General features: G+C 66.8%; 22 protein-coding genes. 10 read left to right on the top strand and 12 right to left on the bottom strand.

The features are described 5' to 3' along the window. Window positions 1-46: 46 nt before the first annotated feature. Window positions 47-778, bottom strand: a complete 732-nt coding sequence (locus BJL86_RS13385; protein WP_082908466.1) for a type III secretion system chaperone family protein — start codon at window positions 776-778, stop codon at window positions 47-49. 2 nt (window positions 779-780) lie between these two features. After that, window positions 781-2271: a D-inositol-3-phosphate glycosyltransferase gene (mshA, locus tag BJL86_RS13390; RefSeq protein ID WP_067474073.1), complete on the bottom strand. Its 1491-nt coding sequence runs from the start codon at window positions 2269-2271 to the stop codon at window positions 781-783. A gap of 445 nt (window positions 2272-2716) precedes the next feature. Between mshA and BJL86_RS13395 the strand changes: the two genes are divergently transcribed. Next, window positions 2717-3637, top strand: coding sequence for a hypothetical protein (locus BJL86_RS13395; protein WP_067474076.1), 921 nt, complete (start codon window positions 2717-2719; stop codon window positions 3635-3637). A gap of 116 nt (window positions 3638-3753) precedes the next feature. After that, window positions 3754-4752 carry an IS481 family transposase gene (locus BJL86_RS13400; protein ID WP_083657677.1) on the top strand — a complete coding sequence of 333 codons (999 nt, stop codon included), beginning with the start codon at window positions 3754-3756 and terminating at the stop codon, window positions 4750-4752. Window positions 4753-4765: 13 nt separating this feature from the next. Here BJL86_RS13400 and BJL86_RS13405 read toward each other — a convergent pair whose 3' ends face one another. Next, window positions 4766-5656, bottom strand: a complete 891-nt coding sequence (locus tag BJL86_RS13405; protein WP_082908733.1) for an alpha/beta fold hydrolase — start codon at window positions 5654-5656, stop codon at window positions 4766-4768. A gap of 519 nt (window positions 5657-6175) precedes the next feature. Here BJL86_RS13405 and BJL86_RS13410 point away from each other — a divergent pair. The 4 genes from BJL86_RS13410 (at window position 6176) to BJL86_RS13425 (ending at window position 8923) form a co-directional block, all read left to right on the top strand. Continuing rightward, window positions 6176-6970 (top strand): SDR family oxidoreductase, encoded by a 795-nt coding sequence (locus BJL86_RS13410; protein ID WP_082908734.1) that lies wholly within the window; start codon window positions 6176-6178, stop codon window positions 6968-6970. Window positions 6971-7106: 136 nt separating this feature from the next. Continuing rightward, window positions 7107-7955 (top strand): SDR family NAD(P)-dependent oxidoreductase, encoded by an 849-nt coding sequence (locus tag BJL86_RS13415; protein WP_067478202.1) that lies wholly within the window; start codon window positions 7107-7109, stop codon window positions 7953-7955. Between the two features lie 53 nt (window positions 7956-8008). Continuing rightward, on the top strand, window positions 8009-8437 hold the full coding sequence (locus BJL86_RS13420) for a PaaI family thioesterase (RefSeq protein ID WP_075845025.1): 429 nt from the start codon (window positions 8009-8011) through the stop codon (window positions 8435-8437). A gap of 72 nt (window positions 8438-8509) precedes the next feature. Continuing rightward, a complete protein-coding gene (locus BJL86_RS13425; protein ID WP_075845026.1) occupies window positions 8510-8923 on the top strand; it encodes a DoxX family protein in 414 nt (137 codons plus the stop codon). Window positions 8924-8947: 24 nt separating this feature from the next. On the opposite strand, the gene BJL86_RS13430 is transcribed toward BJL86_RS13425, so the two are convergent. Continuing rightward, window positions 8948-10399: an aminotransferase-like domain-containing protein gene (locus BJL86_RS13430; RefSeq protein WP_075845027.1), complete on the bottom strand. Its 1452-nt coding sequence runs from the start codon at window positions 10397-10399 to the stop codon at window positions 8948-8950. A gap of 150 nt (window positions 10400-10549) precedes the next feature. Between BJL86_RS13430 and BJL86_RS13435 the strand changes: the two genes are divergently transcribed. Continuing rightward, window positions 10550-11782, top strand: coding sequence for an aminotransferase class I/II-fold pyridoxal phosphate-dependent enzyme (locus BJL86_RS13435; RefSeq protein ID WP_067475273.1), 1233 nt, complete (start codon window positions 10550-10552; stop codon window positions 11780-11782). A gap of 48 nt (window positions 11783-11830) precedes the next feature. Here the strand turns inward: BJL86_RS13435 and BJL86_RS13440 are convergent, their stop codons facing one another. From BJL86_RS13440 to BJL86_RS13470, 7 genes are all read right to left on the bottom strand, one after another. Then, window positions 11831-12235, bottom strand: a complete 405-nt coding sequence (locus BJL86_RS13440; protein ID WP_067475270.1) for an arsenate-mycothiol transferase ArsC — start codon at window positions 12233-12235, stop codon at window positions 11831-11833. 30 nt (window positions 12236-12265) lie between these two features. Beyond that, window positions 12266-13384 carry an ACR3 family arsenite efflux transporter gene (gene arsB / locus BJL86_RS13445; RefSeq protein ID WP_067475268.1) on the bottom strand — a complete coding sequence of 373 codons (1119 nt, stop codon included), beginning with the start codon at window positions 13382-13384 and terminating at the stop codon, window positions 12266-12268. Beyond that, entirely contained in the window at window positions 13381-13752 is a 372-nt protein-coding gene (locus BJL86_RS13450) for an ArsR/SmtB family transcription factor (protein ID WP_067475265.1), read from the bottom strand. Before BJL86_RS13450 ends, arsB begins: the two co-directional genes overlap by 4 nt. A 67-nt stretch (window positions 13753-13819) precedes the next feature. Further along, window positions 13820-14047, bottom strand: a complete 228-nt coding sequence (locus tag BJL86_RS13455) for a helix-turn-helix domain-containing protein (protein WP_067475262.1) — start codon at window positions 14045-14047, stop codon at window positions 13820-13822. After that, window positions 14034-14588 (bottom strand): hypothetical protein, encoded by a 555-nt coding sequence (locus BJL86_RS13460; RefSeq protein ID WP_067475259.1) that lies wholly within the window; start codon window positions 14586-14588, stop codon window positions 14034-14036. Before BJL86_RS13460 ends, BJL86_RS13455 begins: the two co-directional genes overlap by 14 nt. A 100-nt stretch (window positions 14589-14688) precedes the next feature. Further along, window positions 14689-15444 carry an ABC transporter permease gene (locus BJL86_RS13465; RefSeq protein ID WP_067475255.1) on the bottom strand — a complete coding sequence of 252 codons (756 nt, stop codon included), beginning with the start codon at window positions 15442-15444 and terminating at the stop codon, window positions 14689-14691. Between the two features lie 23 nt (window positions 15445-15467). Continuing rightward, on the bottom strand, window positions 15468-16430 hold the full coding sequence (locus BJL86_RS13470) for an ATP-binding cassette domain-containing protein (RefSeq protein ID WP_067475281.1): 963 nt from the start codon (window positions 16428-16430) through the stop codon (window positions 15468-15470). A 328-nt stretch (window positions 16431-16758) separates the two neighbouring features. Here BJL86_RS13470 and BJL86_RS13475 point away from each other — a divergent pair, with 328 nt between their 5' ends. Continuing rightward, window positions 16759-17343, top strand: a complete 585-nt coding sequence (locus tag BJL86_RS13475; protein WP_067475251.1) for a hypothetical protein — start codon at window positions 16759-16761, stop codon at window positions 17341-17343. An 18-nt stretch (window positions 17344-17361) separates the two neighbouring features. Then, window positions 17362-18288, top strand: a complete 927-nt coding sequence (locus BJL86_RS13480; protein WP_156515331.1) for a hypothetical protein — start codon at window positions 17362-17364, stop codon at window positions 18286-18288. Here the strand turns inward: BJL86_RS13480 and BJL86_RS13485 are convergent, their stop codons facing one another. Beyond that, window positions 18289-18858: a TetR/AcrR family transcriptional regulator gene (locus BJL86_RS13485; protein ID WP_197487598.1), complete on the bottom strand. Its 570-nt coding sequence runs from the start codon at window positions 18856-18858 to the stop codon at window positions 18289-18291. A 313-nt stretch (window positions 18859-19171) separates the two neighbouring features. Between BJL86_RS13485 and BJL86_RS13490 the strand changes: the two genes are divergently transcribed. Beyond that, a complete protein-coding gene (locus BJL86_RS13490; protein ID WP_067475244.1) occupies window positions 19172-20443 on the top strand; it encodes a flavin reductase family protein in 1272 nt (423 codons plus the stop codon). Window positions 20444-20456: the final 13 nt, after the last annotated feature.

Raw genomic sequence — 20456 nt, forward strand, 5'->3', positions numbered from 1 at the left:
ACCCATTGCGCGCACGGCGCCCGGCGAACCCCGCAACAACCTTCGCCTATGACGTCGGAGCTGCCGAGCCCCCATCGCCGCCGGAGCCCTCGCCGCCGGAGCCCTCGCCGGCCTCCGCCGCCTTCGCATCCGCATCTGCGGCCGCACGATCGGCCGGCGTCTCCCCCGGCAGCAGCTTGCCGCTCGCATTCTCTTCGGGCATCCCGTCGACGCCGGGCTGTTCGAGGTCCGAGGTCAGGTGCCGGAAGGCGTAGAGGTTCACCAGCGGCTCGCCATTCTTCACCCGCCACGACCACTCGCGTCGAATCGAGGTGTGGAACCCGATCTCCAGCAACTTGTTGAAGTCGAAGTCCGCGGTCTCGAGGATCGAGCCGAGCACACGGTCGAGTTCGTCGTCGCTGACCGCGGCCGCCGGAATCCACCCGACGAGGTAGATATCACCGGTGTTGTCGATCGTGTAAGCCACCGAGTAAAGGTGCTGGTTTCGCCGCAGGAGGTAGTCGTAAATCTTGAGGAAATCCTCGTCCGGCTTGCGGCAGATAAACGACTCGATGCGCACCGTGTCCTGGCGAACATGCAGGTGGACGGCGGTCTTCAGCCGCTTTTCGCCCGGCAGGTTGACGACGAAGGTCCGCCCATCGAGCAGATGCGATTCGATCTCGCGGTCGACCAGAAACGCCTCGATCGTGCGCAGCACCTCGGCGTTCGGCGCGCCCTTGCCCTCGGCGGCTCCGGCAGCATCGGCTCCGGCAGCATCAGGTCCAGCAGAGTCGGTCATCGTCATTCCTCCTTCGCCGGCGCGACAGCACCGGATTCGTCGCCATCAACACCCGCCGAGCCGGCGCCCTCGTCCGCCCGGCGCTTCCGGTACTCGGCCATCGCCGCCGCGTACGTCGCGACGAGGTCCTCGGCGGTAGAAGTCCAGCAGAAGCCGCGGGCGCGTTCGGGGGCGCGCAGCGACATCGCGATCCGCCGCGCGTCCGCGTCGAGCAGCGCCCGAAGCTCGCGCCCCCACACCGCGACGTCATGCCCGTCGATGAGCACGCCGGTCTCTCCGTCGGCCACGGCAATCGACAGCCCGCCCACGTTCGCCGCGACCACCGGCGTCCCGCACGCCTGCGCTTCGAGCGCGACGAGCCCGAACGACTCCGAGTACGAGGGCACAGCGACGACGTCGGCCGCCCGGTACACCTCGACGAGGTCCTGGGGCGGGCGCGGCGGTAGGAACGTCACGAGGTGCGCGACGCCCAGTTCGCGGGCGAGCGAATGCAGATCCATCGCGCCGATCCCGTTGCCCGAATACCCGCCGACGATCACCAGCCGGTAGGGCGTGATGTGGCTGCGCACGAGCTGGCCCCCGCCGTCCTGGTCGGGCTCGGCATCTCCGGCGTCATCCAGCGAATCCTTGACGAGCGCGGCGAACGCGCGCAGCAGCACGTCCGGGGCCTTGAGCGGTTGGATGCGCCCGACGAAAGCGACGACCTTCGCGCCGTGCGGCAGGCCGAGGCGGCGCCGCGCATGTTCGGTGCCACGCGGGTCGCCGGGCGAATAACACGCCAGGTCGGCGCCGGGAACGATGACGTCGACGCGGCTCGGCGAGGCATCGTAGAAGCGGACGAGATCGTCGCGCTCGCGCTCGGTGTTGACCACCGTGCGGTCGGTATTATCGACGACATACTGCTCGCCGAGGCGGCGGTAGTCCGGCTCCGGCTCGTCCCCGGCGGCGAGGAACGTGTTCTTGACGGCGGCCAGCGTGTGCGCGGTGTGGATAAGCGGAATGTCCCACACCTGCGCGAGCACGGTCGCGGCCTGGCCCGAGAGCCAATAGTGCGAGTGCACCACGTCGAAACGCGTCCCATCGGCGGCGACCTGCCGCAGGACCTCGGAGATGAACGGCGCCATCTGCACCGGCAATTCCTGGCGCCCGAGCGCCTCGAGCGGCCCCGCGGTGATGTGATGCAGGCGCACCCCGTCGCCGATCTGCACGACGGGCTCCTGGGTGGCCGACGTCGCACGCGTGAACACCTCGACCTCTACACCTGTAGCGGCAAGCGAGCGCGCGGTGTTGAGGACATAGACGTTGAGCCCGCCCGCGTCGCCCACTCCTGGCTGCGACAGCGGCGAGGTGTGGAAGCTGATGACCGCGACGCGCCTCGGCAACGGGCCGGACGGGCGCGTCTGGGCGGCCGAGGCGGAGGGGCCCTGCCCGCTCTGCCCGCCCGGCTCGTCCGGTCCGCCCGTGGCGCTGCGAATATCGGTGACTACCTGCATGACACCCAAACTCTACGCCCCGCACCGGATTCGGCGAGCCCCTCTTCGCGTTCGGGCACCTTCCCACCGCTCTCGGGGGACGGCCCGGGAGGTATGACGTCGGAGATCCCAGCCGCCCCGGCGGCCCCGCGCGCCCCGCCAAGCTGAGAATATTTCTCGCCCTCGCCGCCGCAGGGCGGCCCGTCCGGCCGGCAATTCCCGCGGGCCTGAACGCCGAGACCTGCGCCATTCTCGGGCACCTGCGAAGTTGCATGGGGCGTTGTCCGAAATGCGGCAACTTTACGCGCGTTAAGAAATGGGCAAGTGTTGCCGGACCAGGGCGAAGTTTCCTCGGTCGTTGTCTTACGCTAGGGGTTCGAAGGATCCGTCGGCGGAAGAAATCTGTGCCGAGCGAGGGGGTACCCACGCTTGGCGCGGCGCCGGCGGAAGCGCCGAGGAGGAATGAATGCGTTCGACCATGCTCACCAGCCGGAGCCGCACGAGGTGCGCACGCGCGCTCGTCGCGCTGCCGGCAGCCGCCGCTCTCACGTTGGCACTCGCCGCGTGCGGTGCGGACGAAGATGAGCAGGGCGCGGGCGACGGTTCGTCCGCGGTAGCCGGAGGGGCAGGCGACGGTGGCGCGTCGGGCGCCGGCGCGAAGGGCGAGGGCGCCGAGGCGCGCGGCGCCGACAACGAGGACATCGCCAACTCCTCCCACTATGTCGATGAGGGAGAGATCGGCGACGAGAAGGCGCAGCGCGAAGGCAACGACCCGGACGCCGCCGGCTCGCCGGAGGACGCGGCGGGGCTCGATAACGCCTCGCTCATCCTCACTGAGGTCGATTTCCCGGGATGGACCTACCAGGGCGTCAACCCGTCGGACGGCGTCGCGGCAGCGCAGCAGCTCACCGAGGCGATGAAGAACCTCGACGTCGACCCGCCCGAGTGCTCCGATGTCGCTGTCGGCTCGCCAGAGATTCCGGAAGGCGCAGCGGCCGCGCAGGTCCAGGACCCGAAAACGCAGTCGGTGTACTCCATCATGGTCATGGGTACCGGCGTCGACCGCGGGGAATTCTCCGACCGCTTCCTGCGTTGCCCCGCCTTCACCCTCACCGGCAACGGCCTGACGATGGAGGCGAAGAACTCGCCCGCCGCGACTCCGCGCATCGACCGTGCGAACGTGCAGGGCTTCAACTCGACCGCAACCTCCCGCGTCGACGCCCTCGGCCAGGAACAGTCGCAGACGCAGACGTTCTACCAAGTCACCACACGAGGGATCACGTTCCGCGTCTCCGCTTTGCAGATGACCCCGCAGCCCGACGACGCCACGATCGGGGCGCTCGGCGACATCGCCGGCCGTCAGGCCGACAAGATCAAGAACGCCTAGCTGTGATGTCCGGGGAGGTTGTACCGCTGCTCGGTGGTGAGTCGGGGTGACAAGGGAAGACCTCCGGTAGTGGAGTGGAGCTGTCTAGTTCACCGCTTCAGGTCCCGGAGGTCTTCATGTCCCACGCTAACGCTGTCTTGACGCCACGCACACGATTGCGGCTGGCGAAGTTGGTCGTCGAGGACCATTGGACGTATTCAGCGGTGGCGAAAATGTTTATGGTCGCGCCGCGCACAGCGAGAAAGTGGGCTGATAGATACCGGGCCGAAGGCGCCGCGGGAATGGCCGATCGCAGCTCGCGTCCTCGCCGTAGCCCGAGCAAGACACCGCAGTCAGTCGTGCGTCGGATCGTGGCGTTGCGCTGGCGCAAGCGGCTCGGACCGGTCCAGATCGCTGGCCGGCTCGGCGTGCCTGCCTCGACTGTGCATGCGGTGCTGGCGCGATGCCGGATCAACCGACTCACCTACATCGACCGCGTCACTGGGGAGCCGCTGCGCCGTTACGAGCACCCGTATCCAGGCTCGATGATCCACGTCGACGTCACCAAGTTCGGCAACATCCCCGACGGCGGCGGACACAAGTTCGTCGGTCGCAAGCAGGGCCAGCAGAATTCGCTAGCAACAGCGCATCGAACGGGCGAGCGTGGGAAGGATTACCGCCCGCGAATCGGCACCGCCTACGTCCACACGGTGATCGATGACCACTCCCGGGTCGCCTACGCCGAGATCTGCTCTGATGAGAAGGCCGAGACCGCGATCGGGGTCCTGCGCCGAGCGAGTGCGTGGTTTGCCGAACGAGGCGTTGTGGTCGAACGAGTTCTTTCCGACAACGGCTCGTGTTACCGCGCCCACACCTGGCGAGATGCATGTGCTGACCTGGGTATCAAGCACAAGCGAACACGTCCCTACCGGCCACAGACCAACGGCAAGATCGAGCGTTTCCACCGCACCTTGTCCGACGGCTGGGCCTACGCCCAGTTCTACGCGTCAACTGCACAGCGCAACGCAGCCCTGCCTGAGTGGATGCACTTCTACAATCATCACCGAGCACATTCCGCTATAGGAGGCCAGGCCCCAGTCACCCGACTGACCAACCTCCCTGGACATCACACCTAGCCGGGGTACCGCTCTACAGCTCCGCCGCGAAAGCCTCGAGATCCGCGACGAACCGGTCAGGCGCCTCGAGGAACGGCGCGTGCGCCACGTCCGGATAGAAGGTGCACTGGACGCCGAGTGTTTCCGCGTTCGCCTCACCCGCGCTCGGCAGCACGATCCCGTCGCGCTCGCCATGGATGACCAGCGCCGGCACGCCCGCGGCCGCGAGCGCCTCGTCGTTGTTCACGCGCCGCGAGAGCAACGCCTCGCGCACATGCGTCGCCGTGGCGAGTGAGAGCCCGAACAGCCGCTGCTGCCCCTCGCCCACGCGCTGCGCGAACATGTCGGCGCCAAAGCTGCCGAGCGCGGCGATCGCGCGTTTCGGGTTTGGATCCATCGCGCCCTTGCCTGCAGCGAGCATTGCGTCGCCGACCGCCCCGCCGGGCGCCCGCGAGATCGACGTCGTCGCCCCGCACAACACGATCCCGCCGAGTCGACTAGTCCCCTCGGCCGCCACGAAGTCGCCGACCACGATTCCGCCGTACGACCAGCCGAGCACGATCGCGCCATCGCCGTCGCCCACGCCTTCGGCGTCGAGCACGGCGGCCACGTCGTCAGCCCACTGCCGAGAGTCGTCGTACCCGTCGGCCGGCGCCCCGGAGTTTCCGTGACCGCGCAGATCCATCGCGATCACCCGAAACGTCTCGGCGAGCCGCCCGAGCAGTTCATCTCCCCACGCGCGCGACGACTGTGCCCAACCGTGCAGCAACAGCAGTGGTCGCGCCGCCGTGTCCCCGCAGGTCTGGAACGCGATCGTCGTTCCATCAGTTGAGGCCACCGAACGGCTTTCGCGCAGGTCGCCCGGTGCGCCCGGCCCGGCCGAAGACGTGTCCGCGCCCGCCGACTTCTCATTCGCATCGCTCATGTGACCAGAGTGCCACGCCTACGCCGCTGCACCGCGAGCCCGCGCCTCCCCAGGCGCGAAGAAACTCGCCTACCTGCACTTTCTCGCCGGCCTGCCGAAGCACGCCGCGAGCGCGGACGCCACGACGCCCCCGCAACCCCGAAATCGCCCCGCCTCGGCCGCCGCCGAGTCCGTCGTCCCGCAAAGCGCACCGCGAGTCACCTTTCACCGTTGTCGTGACACCGGGATTTGTGGAGTGGGATAGCGGTTTGTCGGAGGGGTCGTCGGCGCGGATGGAGGAGCGGCGAAAAGGTGCCGTCACGTGACCAAGCACGTCCGGCGTCATGGGCGAAAGATGCTGGTGAAGGCCGCGCAGGCCGGCTCCATGCTGGAGGTCGATGGATTTCGGAAGGGTTGATGTGGGGCGCTCGGTGGAGCGTGATTGGCGGAGCGTGGTCGGAGGCGATGTTCGGGGCTCAGACGATGGCCGACCGTCGTTCGGCACGCGCACACGCGCACGGCGCGAGTAATCTCGGCCACATGAGCACCTCAGCAGCGAACAACGAATACGCAGCAGCCGCCGAAGCCATCGCCGCGCTCGACGAAGGCACCAAGGTCGCCGTGGTGTCCGGAGCGTCCTCGGGCATCGGCGAGGCGACGGCGAGAACCCTAGCGGAACAGGGCTTTCACGTCGTCGTGGGCGCGCGGCGCTTCGAGAGGGTTTCCGCACTCGCGGAGGAGATCGGCGGTACGGCCGCGCCGCTCGACGTCACGAACACCGACCAGGTCGCGGCGCTCGCGGAAGCGCTCGGCCGGGTGGACGTACTGGTCAACAACGCCGGCGGCGCGAAGGGGCAGTCGTCGATCATGGACGCGGACATCGAGCAGTGGAGGTGGATGTGGGAGACCAACGTCCTCGGCACTTTACATATGTTGCGCGCGCTGATGCCGAAGCTCATCGCGTCCGGCGACGGGCTGGTCGTGACGATCACGTCGGTCGCCGCGCTCGAGGCCTACGACAACGGTTCGGGATACACCACCGCGAAGACCGCGGAATCCGTGCTGCACCGCACGCTGCGCGGTGAGTTCCTCGGCGAACCGGTCCGGTTCACCGAGATCGTGCCCGGTTTGGTGGAGACGGAGTTCTCGCTCGTCCGCTTCGAGGGCGATGCCGAGAAGGCGGCCAAGCCCTACCAGGGGCTGCAGCCGCTCGTGGCCGAGGATGTCGCGGAGGTCGTGGGCTTCGTGGCCTCACGGCCGGCGCACGTGAATCTGGATCGGATCGACATCAAGCCGCGCGCCCAGCATTCGGCGCAGCGCGCGTACCGCGAGTAACCGCGAACGGCCGGCCACCCCGCGCAAACACCACGTAAAGACGCTTAATTTCGAGTAACGTTCGCCGCAAGTCACCGTTTCGTGGTGGGTGCACGCCCAGGGAGCGCCCCGGTCCCACATCTCAACAAGGAGCACAATGGCGAACAAGTCCGCAGGCCTCGCGAAGTTCCTGCGCGCGCCGTCACTACCGCCGGTACGAAGTGGGACAGCCGTGGTCACGGGCGCGACCTCGGGCATAGGCGAGCTCGTCGCGAGGGAACTCGTCGAGCGGGGATTCAAGGTCATCGGCACGTCGCGTTCGCCACAAAAAGACCAGGTCAACGGCATCGAAATGCGACAGCTCGACCTTGGTAACCCTGCCTCAATCGAGGCTTTCGCCGATTCGATCGAAGGCCCCGTCGCCGTGCTCGTCAACAATGCCGGCGAGAGTCAGTCGGGCCCGGTCGAGGAGCTTCCGCTCGACGCCCTCCAGCGGCTCATGCAGGTCAATTTCACCGGCCACGTCGACCTCACGCAGCGGCTGCTACCGGCAATGCGCGCCGCGGGCCGCGGCCGGATCATCATGGTCGGGTCGATGCTCGGCTCATTTCCGCTCGCCTACCGTGGTTCGTACGCGGCGTCGAAGGCTGCGATCAAGGCGATCGCGATTGCGTTGCGCAGGGAAGTGCGGCGTTTCGGGATCGGGGTCTCGGTGGTTGAGCCGGGCGCAATCAACACCGGGATTTCGCTGCGCCGCACCAAGTACATCAAAAGTGACGGCCCGTACTCGGCCGAGTTCGACACGATGATCACCAATCTCGACGCCAACGAGGCGAAGGGCATCTCGACGCAGGGGCTCGTCGCCGAACTGTTCAAGGCGATCGACGACAAACGTCCCTCCGCCTTCTACGCCGCGGGTTCCTCCGCGCCGGTCGCATTCTCGGCGCAGCGGGCGCTGCCGCTGGAGATCATGCAGAACCTCGTCCACCGCAAGCACGGGCTCTAGCCGCACGACTAGTTTCCAGTCCCTGTGACACCGCGTCGTGGCAAGCTAAAGCCATGGAAAAACAAGGTCCATTCTGGGAGGTGCTTCGGGGCGAAGCACCAGCGCCTCCGGTGTCACAGCTTCTCGGTTGGAAGCCACTATCTGTCGACCCAGAGCAGAGAACATTTTCGGCCGCATTTGAGCTTGACCATCAATTCACCAACCCCATGGGGAACGTCCAGGGCGGCATTATTGCCGCGATGCTCGATGACGCAATCGGTCCCGCCATTGTTTCCACGCTGGGCCCGAATCAGTTCGCGCCCACCGCTGAACTCAGTGTTCAATTTCTTTCGCCCGCCCGTCCCGGAACCTTTCGTGCAGATGCGCGCGTAATAAAGACCGGACGAACGATTGCATTCGTCGAGGCCGATCTTTTCGACGCGGACGAAACTCACATCGCGAGAGCCCATACGACTGTCGTCCTCCAGGGACCTCACGACTAGACGCACACAACGCGGCGGACTCTAAGATGAATCTCGTCGCCCGAAATTCGGATCGCAGACAAAGGAGCTCACATGACCGCACTCACCCTCGCCCACACCGCCGTTCTCGGCGCCGCGTTCGGCGGAGCCGGTTATGCCAAGGTGTCGCAACAGGACGCCATGGTCGACGCAGCGAAGCACCTCGGGTACAGCAACGACGAGTTCACCCTCATCGGCACGGCGGAGCTCGCAGGCGTCGCCGGACTCGTCGTCGGCGCGAAATTCCCGCTCGTCGGCGCCGCAAGCTCGGCCGCCCTCGCCACCACCATGGGCCTAGCCGTCAGCGAGCACCTGCGGGCTGGAGACGAGGCCAAGGTTTACGCTGCCCCTGCCGTCCTCGGCGTGCTCTCGGCCACCGCGACGCTGTCCTTCCTGGCCGCCGCGCGCAAGAAGCGCAAGGAGAAGAAGGAAGCGAAGCAGGCCAAGAAGGCAGCCAAGAAGAGCTAGCCCTGGCGTGCGCGCGCCGAGTCCTCAACCCAGCGCGCGCACATGCTCGGCGAACGCCGCAGCGAATTCTCGCGCTCCCCCGCCCGGCAGCCGCGAATAGTTGAGTATGACGCCGGACACCGCAAACCTCGTGGCCTGCGAGCTCAGCGCGCGTACCCGCCAGCCGTCGCCGGCAAGCGCCTCCACCAGCGCGTCGTCGTCCACCCCGGGCGTGAGCACGCACAAATGCAGGCCCGCCTCGACCCCGACGATCTCCACGGCCTCCGCCACCTCGTCCGCGAGTTCCGCCCGCAGCGCCGCCACGAGCCGCGCGCGCCGGTCCGAATACACCCGCGCCGCCCTCGACAAATGTCGATTCATTGCGCCATCGGCGATAAATGCTGCCAGCGCCTCCGCCGGCAGCGCCGACGGCCCACGCCTGTGCACCGCGAGCCACCTTCGCAGCTCCCGGCGCAGGTACTCCGGCGCCACGCACCACGCCACCCGCAGGTCCGGCGCCACCGACTTCGACGACGTCCCCACGTACGCCACGTGCCCCTCGGCCCCCGGAAGCGTAGCGAGCGCGGGCAGCGGCGCAACGCCGTAGCGGTATTCGCCGTCGTAATCGTCCTCGATGATCAGCGATCCCGTCTCGCGCGCCCACCGCACGAGAGCGACCCGCCGCTCCACGCTCATCCGATGACCGAGCGGATACTGATGCGCCGGCGTCACAAATACGATCGAGCGCCGCCGCCCGAGTCGCGCCGCGTCGAGCCCCTCCGCCTCGGCGGGATGGAAGTGCACGTCCAGCCCGGCCTCGCGCGCCATGAGCAGCGCCCCCCGATACCCCGGATCCTCGTGGTGGAACGCGACCGCACCCCCGGCCCCGTCACCGGCCCCGATCGCTCCCTCCGCGCAGAACGCCGCACACAGCGCCGCCACCGCCGATCGCGAACTGTCGAACAGCAGCGGGTCGGCCGCCTGCAATCCCCGATGGCGTCGGAGGTGCCCGCGCAGCTCGCGCCAGAGATTCGCGCTCGGTTCTTCCCACGGGTTGACGCCGACGAGCGACGCCCCCGCTGCCGCCCGCACCGCGCGCCGCCACGCCTTCTCGTCGACGAGCGTGGCGTCGGGAATACCCGGCCGCAGGTCCCGCGGGCTGCGCGCTCGGCCGGGCTCCGGCGGGGCCGGTTCCGCAGGCTCCGGTCGACCCCGAGTCCGAGCGCCCGCACGCGCGGCCTGTCCCGCGCCGTCGCTCACTCGCGTCCCCGAGCCCGCGCGAGTGGCAATGAATCCCGCCGCCGCGAGCTCGTCGTACGCCCGCACGATCGTCCCGCGCGACAGGCCGGTCTGCGCCGCGAGAGCGCGCGTGGCGGGGAGCCAGTCGCCGTCGCCGAGCGCGCCGGCGGCGATCTGCCCGACCACCGCGTCCACGACCTCCGGCGCCGAGGCGACCTCGCCGAGCGCCAGGTGCACGTGCCGCGTCGTCCTACTCATCGCGCCTCAATCCCTCTCGCCACGCAAGCATAGTGGTTTACTGTTTTGCGCAGAATTGGACCTTCCAGCGGGGCCACTTTCCCGCAACACTGGAATCCATCGGCGCCCAACCGCGCCCCGAACGCCCCGAACGCCCCGCAGGAGCACCCCATGCCGCAGAAGCAGAAGCAGTTCGCCCAGTCGACGCGCCTCGCCGACGTCACTTATGACGTGCGCGGTCCGATCCTTCTCGAAGCCGCGCGACTGGAAGCAGAGGGGCACGACATCCTGCGTCTCAACCTCGGCAACATGTACCCCTTCGGACTCACCGCGCGCGAGGACATCGTCGACGCGGTCGCCGCGAGCATCGAGCCGGCCGAGGCGTACTCGGATTCCAAGGGCATCCTCCCCGCCCGACAGGCAGTGGCCGACTATTACGCCTCGTGCGGCCTCCCCGCGATCGACGTCGACCACATCTTTCTCGGCAACGGTGTTTCCGAACTCATCACGCTCGCGCTGCAGGCGATCGTCAATCCGGGCGACGAGATTCTCGTGCCCGCGCCGGATTATCCGACGTGGACGGGCGCGGTGAACCTCACCGGCGGCGTCCCCGTCCACTACCTCGCCGACGAGGCGAACGACTGGAATCCGAGCCTCGACGACATCGCCGCGAAGATCACCGATCGCACGAAGGCGCTCGTCCTGATCAATCCGAACAACCCGACCGGGGCCGTGTACAGCGAGGACACGGTCCGCGGAATGGCGGAGCTCGCCCGGCGTCATGACCTGATCCTGCTCTCGGACGAGATCTACGAGCACCTGGTGTTCGAGGGCGCGACGCATCACCACGCAGCGCGGCACGCGGGCGACGATGTCCTGTGCATGACCTTCGGCGGCCTGTCGAAATCGTTCCGCGTGTGCGGTTTTCGCGCGGGCTGGCTAGCTATCTCCGGTCCGACCGAGCGCGCCGGCGACCTTCTCGAGGGCATCGGATTGCTGTCCAACATGCGCGTGTGCCCGAACGTTCCGGGGCAGTACGCGATTCCCGCCGCGCTCGCGATCGGCGCCGACGAGCTGCCAGACGTGGTCGACCCCGGCCGCTCCATCGAACGCAGAGTGACGGCGAGCGCCGAGCTCCTCGAGGAGATCGACGGCGTCAGCTGCGTCGTACCGAAGGGCGCGCTGTACTGCTTCGCGCGGTTCGAACCGTCCGCGTTCGATTTCGCCGGTGATGACGACTTCGCTCTCGGCCTGCTGCGTGACGAGCACATTCTCGTCACCCGCGGGACCGGCTTCAACTGGCCGAACCCGGACCATTTCCGCATCGCGTGTCTGCCCCACATGGGCACCCTTGCGGGCGCTATCGCGAAGATCGGCGACTTCCTCGATCGTCACCGCGTGTAGAGCCGAGCCCGGCCGGCGCTTCCTCAGGTATGACGTCGGACGTCGCCGTCAGCCCACGCGAGCGGCGAGTTCCTCGACCCGTGCGGCAATGTCGTCGCGGACGAGCCGCATGCGCTCGAGTCCCTCGATTCCGCGCTTCGAGGGTTCGTCGGTCACCCAGCGTTCGACACCCACGGAGCCCGCATCGACCTGCGCCTCGGCGCCCAGGACGATGACGTGGTCGGCGCCGGCGAGAAGCTCGGAGGTAAGGGGCCTAGGCGTCCCGGCCGAGATGTCCACCCCGATTTCGGCGAGGGCCTCGACCGACTGGGGATTGAGAGCGGTGCCGGGTTCGGTCCCGGCGGAGTCGATGCGCACCCGGTCTCCACACTGCGCCGCCAGGAGCCCGGCCGCCATCTGCGATTTACCGCTGTTGCGCACGCAGATGAACAGCACCGATCGTTGTTCGGACATGGTCTTACCCCTTCGCTCTGTGATCGCGGCTCAGTCGTTCACGCGTGCCGGATGCTCTATCATCGTGCGCAGCCTGGACCTCAGAGCCAACGACACGTAGACGAGGCCGACGAGCACGGGCACCTCGATGAGCGGCCCGACGACGCCGGCGAGCGCCTGCCCGGACGCCGCCCCGAAGGTTCCGATGGCGACGGCGATCGCGAGCTCGAAGTTGTTCCCGGCTGCCGTGAACGCGAGGGTGGTCGTGCGCGCATAGCTCATACGAAGCGCGATGCCGACAGCGAATCCGCCTCCCCACATGAGCGCGAAGTACGCCAACAGAGGCAGCGCGATCCGCGCGACGTCGAGTGGGCGATCGATGATCTGCTCGCCCTGGAGCGAGAACAAGATGACGATCGTGAAGAGCAGGCCGTAGAGCGCCCACGGGCCGACCCGGGGTAGAAAGCGCTCCTCGTACCATTCGCGGCCGCGGGTGCGTTCACCGATGTACCTGCTGAAGAAGCCCGCGATGAGTGGAACCCCGAGGAAGATGAGCACCGATTTCGCGATCTCCCACGGCGAGACGTCAAGGCTCGACTGTTCGAGGCCCAGCCACCCTGGCAGGACCGAGAGGTAGAACCACCCGAGCACCGCGAACATGACGACCTGGAAGATCGAATTGATCGCCACGAGCACCGCCGCCGCCTCGCGGTCTCCGCAGGCCAGGTCGTTCCAGATGATAACCATGGCAATGCATCGCGCGAGCCCGACGATAATGAGGCCGGTGCGATACTCCGGGAGGTCGGGCAGCAAAAGCCATGCCAGCGCGAACATCAGCAGCGGGCCGAGCACCCAGTTGAGCACGAGAGACGCGATGAGCAGGCGCCTGTCGCGGGCGACGGTGCCGATGCGATCGAAGCGCACCTTCGCCAGCACCGGATACATCATCACGAGCAGCCCGAGCGCGATCGGCAGCGAGATTCCGTCGACCTCGACGGCGCCGAGGACGTCGTCGAACCCCGGGACCACGCTGCCGAGCGCGAGCCCGGCGACCATGGCCATGCCGATCCACACCGGTAGGTAGCGATCGACGGTGGACAGTCTCGCCGCCTCGGGCGATGTGGCCTCCGGCGAGGCTGCCTCCGAGGAGGACGTGTCCCGAGCGGTCATGAGGCCACCTCCTCGTTCACGTCGACGGTGCGCGCGAGCGCAGCGAGCAGGTCGCCGGTCACCTCCGGCTCGACGCGGTAGTGCACCCAGGTACCCCGCCGCTGCGAGGAGACCAGGCCCGACTCCCGGAGAACCTTGAGGTGGTGCGAGATGGTGGGCTGGGAAACGTCGACAAACGGAGCAAGATCGCACACGCACGCCTCCCCTCCGGCGTGGCTGGCGATCACGCTGAACAGCTTGAGCCGCACGGGTTCGGCGAGAGCCTTGAACATCCCGGCAAGACGCGTGGACTCCTCCGCCGTGAGCGGCTCGCACACCCGCGGGGTGCAGCGCACGGCCGCCTGCGCACTTCGAGGTTGATTCGACATGCATCTATATTGACACACATCGAACCACCGGGCACTTCGCTCCACCGATGACGTCGGGCGCCGGCGTTCACTCGACGGTAAACAGATCCCCCGGCTGGCAATCGAGAGCCTCACACAGCGCGGCGAGGGTCGAGAAACGGACGGCCTTGGCGCGATTGTTCTTGAGGACCGAGAGATTCACCGGCGTGACCCCGACCTGCTCGGCGAGCGCCGCCAACGTGATTCCGCGCTCGGCGACGAGCCGGTCGATGTGGCACACGACCCCTGTGGTTTCGACCCCATCAGACGAGGCCATCGACGTCCTCCTGCATCCGCACCCCGCGGCGCACGGCGACCGCCACCAGGCTCAACGTCAACAAGAACACGTAGAACACCACGAATTCCGGGGGCTTTGCGGCGAAGCCGGACCACTGGTCGAAATCGATCGAGGACGAGTACCAATTATCGGCCATGCCTTCGATAAACCAGCCGAGTCCTCCCGCCAGGAGAATGAAACACGCGGACGAGAAGTAGCGCGAGTTGGCCGGCGTAAAGAACTCGCCGCGAAGCATGTTCCTGGCGGCGAGAGTGAGCACCACGATAAGCGCGGCCAACGCAAGGGTCTTGACGCCGACCGCGATCCCGTACATCACGATTTGGCCCGTCGTGAGCTCGGCGATCGGAATGCCGCCGCCCAACGCGTCGCCGAGCGAGGTATCGAACTCCCCTTGGATAAAGATCGAGGCCACATAATGCACGAGAACGAGGCCCGATAGCGCATAGGCAAAAATGCTCGCGCCGATATCTCGCCGAACCGTTCCCTCCTTGTGCGAACCAGAACCATCGACGGCATTCATAACAAGCCCTCCATATCGAAAGTCGATGTATCGTTTTTCGATAGTATCGACTTTCGATATGGAGGGCAAGGGTTGTGCCGACCGACCCGAAACCGGAGCGTTACGCATTCTCCTTCCGGAACACGTGCGTGCCCCACGCGATGCCGGCGATAAACATCGCCACCGCCCAAAGCAATGCCCACAGGGTCGTCGTATCGAACGTCGTCCCGCCGAACGCCCCGCGCACTCCGTCGACGATGTAGCGCGTCGGCATAAAATCCGATACCCGCTGCAGCCACTGCGGGCCGATCGTCATCGGCAGCAGAATGCCCGAGAGCAGCAGGATCGGCATCATCAACATATTGGTGAGCGGCGCCATGACATCCTCGCTCTTCGCCGTCAACGCCAAAGCGTTGGACGCGCCGGCCGCAGCCGCGCCGGTCAGCAGAGTGATGAGAATGCCGAGCACCACGCCAAGCAACGGCGCGTCCATCCCGAAGGCGTAGCCGAGCCCCACGAGAATGAGCGCCTGCACGAAGATTTGCAGCACATCACGCATGAGCCGGCCGAAGAGAAGCGCCGTGCGGTTCGCCGGCGTCACCCGCTCGGCTTCGATAACTCCCTCACGCCACTCGGCAATCAGCCCGAAGCCCGCGAATAGCGCGCCGAACAGGCCCAGCTGCACGAGCAGGCCGGGCACGAAGAACGTGTAGGCGTTGACGGCGCCGAACTGCGCCGTCAGAGGCTCCAAAAGGGGCGCAAATAGCAGGAGATACAGCACCGGCTGCATGATTCCGATCATGATCCACGCGGGATTACGCAGGTTGATGCGCAGCTGCCGGCGGAAAATAATGAATGAGTCCTGGAAGAATCGCATGGTTCTATTCCTCAAATCTCGCCCTACGACTCGCGCAGGGATCGGCCGGTCAGCTCTAGGAACACGTCGTCGAGGGTGGGATGGGTGACGTCGAGCGACTCGAGCGCGATGCCCGCCGCATCGAGCGTGGACACGAGGCCAGGAAGCGCGGCGCCCGCGCTCGGCACGCGCGCCGAGACCCGCGCATCCGCGACCTCCACCTCGCCCTCGGCGCCGGCGCGCTCGAGCGCCTGTGCCGCTTGCGCGGCGTCACCCGGCCGCGCCAGCTCGAGCACCACGAGATCCCCGGCGACCTGCTCCTTCAAATTCTTCTGCGTGTCCGAGGCGACGATCTTGCCGTGGTCGATCACCACGAGCCGGTCGCTGAGCGCATCGGCCTCGTCGAGGTAATGCGTGGTGATCACGATCGTCGCGCCGTGCCGTTCGCGCAGCTCCCGGATGTGCTGCCACAGGTTCGCACGGGCCTGGGGATCCAGCCCGGTCGTCGGCTCGTCGAGGAACACGAGCTTCGGCTGGTGCACCAAGCCCATCGCGATATCGAGCCGCCGCCGCTGCCCGCCCGACATCTTCGACGGCTTGCGCTCCCACATGCCGCCGAGGTCCAGCTGCTCGAACAGCTCCTTCGCCCGAGACGTAACCTCCTTCTTGCCCAACCCGTAAAGCATCCCGTGGTCGACGATCTCCTCGCCCGCACGCACCTCGTTGCCGGTCGAACCAACCTGCGAGACGTAGCCGATATTCTGGCGCACCTCGCGCGATTGTTTGATGACGTCGTACCCCGCAACCTTCGCCTCGCCCGCAGTCGGGCGAAGCAGGGTGGTCAGCATCCGCAACGTCGTCGTCTTGCCGGCCCCATTGGGCCCCAGGAAGCCGACGATCTCGCCCTCGGCAACGTCGAAGTCGATCCCGTCGACCGCCTTGACGTCCACTTTCTCCTTGCCACGGCGGGTCTGGAACGTCTGCTCCAGCCCGCGCGCCCTGATCATCTCCATGGTGGCTAACTCTCTTTGTCGGTAAAGAACTCAAATTCGGGCACACCGCTCGGAACTCGCGCCCGCCCATTCACCGTGCAACCCTGACGCAGTGTCAGGGCAAACGCGGCGCACGCTTTCGCCCACGTGCCCACGTGCCGATAACTTCACAACCGAAACAAAGATACGCAGCGACCCCGACATTCCGCAGCGAACAGCCCCCGTGGCACACCCGGCATCGCCGCAGGTAAGCACATGTTTACCTCGTCTCGAGATCGCACACGCATCGAGTTCGATAGCGTGGTGTCGCTCGCCGCTCACAATCAGATCCCAAGGTAGACACGTGATTGCACTCGCCATCATCTGTGCCGAGATCCTGTTCTGGGTCTTTCTCCTTTCGGGCCTATTCGCCCGCTACGCACTGCGACAGAAGACGCTCGGACTCGTCTTGCTCGCGCTGACCCCGGTCGTCGACATCGTGCTCATCTCGCTCACGTACATCGACCTCCACCGGGGCGCGAACGCCTCGTTCTTCCACGGCATGGCGGCCGTGTACGTCGGGTTCACGGTGATGTTCGGACCCGCCATCGTGCGCGCGATGGACGCGAAATTCCTGCGCAGATACGGCGGTGGCGCAGGAGGCGCGGAGGACTCGGCAGCACCGACGTCATCCAGCGGGTCCGAATCGAGGAAGAACACGCGGCGCGACTGGCTCAAGGCATGTGCCGCGTGCGGGATCGCCGGTGTGCTGATCTCGATCGCGATGGTCATTGTGGGTCTGCAGGGCTCGTTTTGGCTGATCTACTGGCTGGTGGCGCTCGCGTCGATCGTGGTCGGGTGGCCGTTAGTCACGCGCTGGTTGGAACAAAGGGAAGCCCGGAAGGCGGAGCAGCGCAGCGAGGAATTCGCACCCGAAAAGTCGGAGTAGTGCCTTAGCGTGGTGTACATGCGAAAGTTATCCGCCCTCACCAGCTCGCTTATTGTGTCTGTCGCGCTACTCGCCGGTTGCAGCTCCGATTCGGATTCCGAAGCAAGCGATCGCACCCCGTCGATGACGACCGAACAACTCACTGCCACGAGCACTTCGGGCGAGGACGGCGCATTCAAGGACGTCGACCCGGCGACGTTCGCCAACCGCAACTCGCACGTGTTCTCTTTCAATACGACAGCGGGCGGCGAAGGCATGTGCATGTTCACCGAAGAGGTCGCCACGTGCACGGGCGAGGCCGCAATCGATGTACCTGACGTCGAAGTTCCGCCATTTCCCGCGTCGCGCCCTGGCGCTGCGACCGTGTCCGCCGCTGGCATCCGCTACACGATGGTCGAGGGTGTGCCTCCCGCCGAAGCTGCTCTCGGGACGCAAGAGCGCGTGAAGTTTGGCGAGGTGACCTGCGAGATGAGCGAGAAGTCGGACCTCAAGTGCAGCGTCGGCAAGAACGCGCTCCATGTTTCGGGCGCGAACCCTGACCTGACGACCAGTGGCACGGTGATCGTCACAGAGCCGACCGCTGCGCAAAGTTCCTCGCAATCGGCTTCCGCGACTACGTCCGAATCACCGTCCTCTACGGCGACGGAGACCAATCTCGACGGCGACTACTCCGAAGACGACGAGCCCGTCGCTCCCGGAACCATGTGCGGCGCGGCCTCCGGCAACACCTTGGTGAAAGTCGAATCCGGGACCGTGTCGTGCCTGGACGCCCAATCGATCATCGACGAATACAAGGCCACTCGGCAAGAATCCGGCGGAGGAAACACGTTGGCGATGCTGGTGCGGGGTTGGTCGTGCTCCACCCCGAGCGCAGGCCGTGCGAGCGAAACCGGCGCAAGCATCATCTGTGACGGCCCGGGCGGCGAACACATCACGGCGCCGTAGTCAGCAGAGAATCGCCGAGAGACGGTGGCGGCATTCCATGTCCGCGTCGCCGTCGCCGCGCGCGGCCGCGATCGCGGTGCGCATGAGGTCGTAGACGACGATATCGGCCAGCGCGTCGACATCGTCCGGGCTGCGCCCCTCGAGCTCCGGCATCCGCGAAAGCGTGATCGCGATGCGGCGGTGCGCGTCCGAGACCGCGCCCGCCACCACCGGATAAGCGGGGTGGTCGAAGTCGAGGAGCCCGCGCATGAGCGCCGGCCACTCGTGCGGATCGGACCGCCCCGCGGCGACGATCACGTCGGGCCACGTCTCGAGGATGGGGTCCTCGGCGATCATCTCCGCGACCGTGCGCGCGAGCGTCGCCGCCGTTCCCTCGGCGACGACGATCGCCAGATCCTCGATCGATTCGAAATGCCGATAGAAGCCGGTCGGCACGACGCCCGCGGCGCGCGCGGTCTCGCGGACGGCGAGGGCGTGGTAGCCCGTCGTGGCTACTTTCTCCCTCGCCGCCGCGACAATCAGTGAACGCGTGTGCCGCTTTTTCTCGGCACGCGATTTCCCATCGGCCATGCCCCCTAGATTACAACACCCGAAATTCCTGCACGAACACTGCCTAAAAGTGACCCTCAACACAAAATCGGCACGTTTTCGCCACCTAGGTATTGCAGTTTCGGAGTACAGACGTACACTCAACATTGTCCGGCGCTAAGGGAAACTGTTAAACACCGACTCCCCGCCCCGCACGGCAGCGCTCGCAGATCGACACCGACACCGACACCGAAGCAGCGCCGCGGAACGTTCCGGACCCGGAGAAAACTTTCACACCAGATCGACACTTCCACCAGCGAAGACACCGATCGCGACATCATTCCTTGGAGGAACGATGACCACCGCACACACCCGACCAACCACCAAGCGAGCGCCGCTCGACCGACTCATCGACGGCGTCACCTCGCTCCTGCTGACCCCGCACCCGTCCTCCACCTACAGCCGCTCGCTCGGGCTGGGCGGCCACGTCTCCAGGGGCGAAGCCGTCGTCGTCAGCGCGACGCGCCCGACCGAGGACTGGCTCATCCTCACTCTTCGCCCCTCGCAGGGCTACCGGCGTCCGCCGGCCGGCGGGGCCGTGTCGATCGGAGTCGTCATCGACGGCGTCGTCCACACTCGCTTCTACTCGCCGATCGACCCGGTCGCCGCATCCCCGCGCACGCCGGGAGCGCAGACCCCGAACATCGACCCGTCCGGCGCGATCGGCGGCACCAACGCAGGTCGGCCACTCACCCTCGTGATCCGCCGCCACTCCGACGGCTTCGTCTCCGATCACCTGTGGCGCACCGCCGAGCCCGGACAGTCGTTCCTGCTGGACGAGGAATCCCAGGGCGACCCGGAGGCCGCGCTGCCCGAGCGCCGCCCGCATTCGGTGCTGCTCGTTTCCGGCGGCAGCGGGATCACCCCGATGCTCGCGATCGCCTCGACCCTCGCCACCGAGAACCACACCGGGCGCGTCGCATGGCTGCACTACACCCGGTCCACCTCCGATATCCCGGTGCCCGGCAAACTACGCGAGATCGCGGCGAACTCGGGCATCGATCTCCGGATCGTCACCACGGGAACCGATGCGCCCGGATCCCCCTCGGGAGACGTAACTCCGACGTCATACATGAATGGCGCCGATACCACGCGCGAGATGGGCGCGGCCGGGCCGGACCATCACGGATTGCGCGGGCACATCCTCGCAGGACACGTTGACGCCGTGGCGCCGTGGTTCGCCGAGGCGGAGGTGTTCTGCTGCGGACCCGACGCGCTGGCGGACGGGCTGGCCGAGATTCTCGGGCCCGAGCGATCGGAGTGGGTTCGGCGCGAACGGTTCAAGGCGACTGTCGCGGACATCCCGGACAGCGACGGCGGCACGGTCACGTTCGCGCGCAGTGGCCGCGATGCCGAGGTCTGCGGAACCACGATCCTCGAGGGCGCCGAAGACGCCGGCCTCTCCCCGACCTTTGGTTGCCGCATGGGCATCTGCTTTCAATGCGCCGCGACTCGCTTGAGCGGTGCCACTCGCGACCTTCGCACCGGCGAGGTCGATAACACCCCCGATCGCCAAGTCCAGGTCTGTGTCTCCGCGCCCGTCGGCGACGTAGAGATCGACCTCTAACCCACCTGCACAA

This window comes from Dietzia timorensis (genome assembly GCF_001659785.1).
Lineage (GTDB): Bacteria > Actinomycetota > Actinomycetes > Mycobacteriales > Mycobacteriaceae > Dietzia > Dietzia timorensis.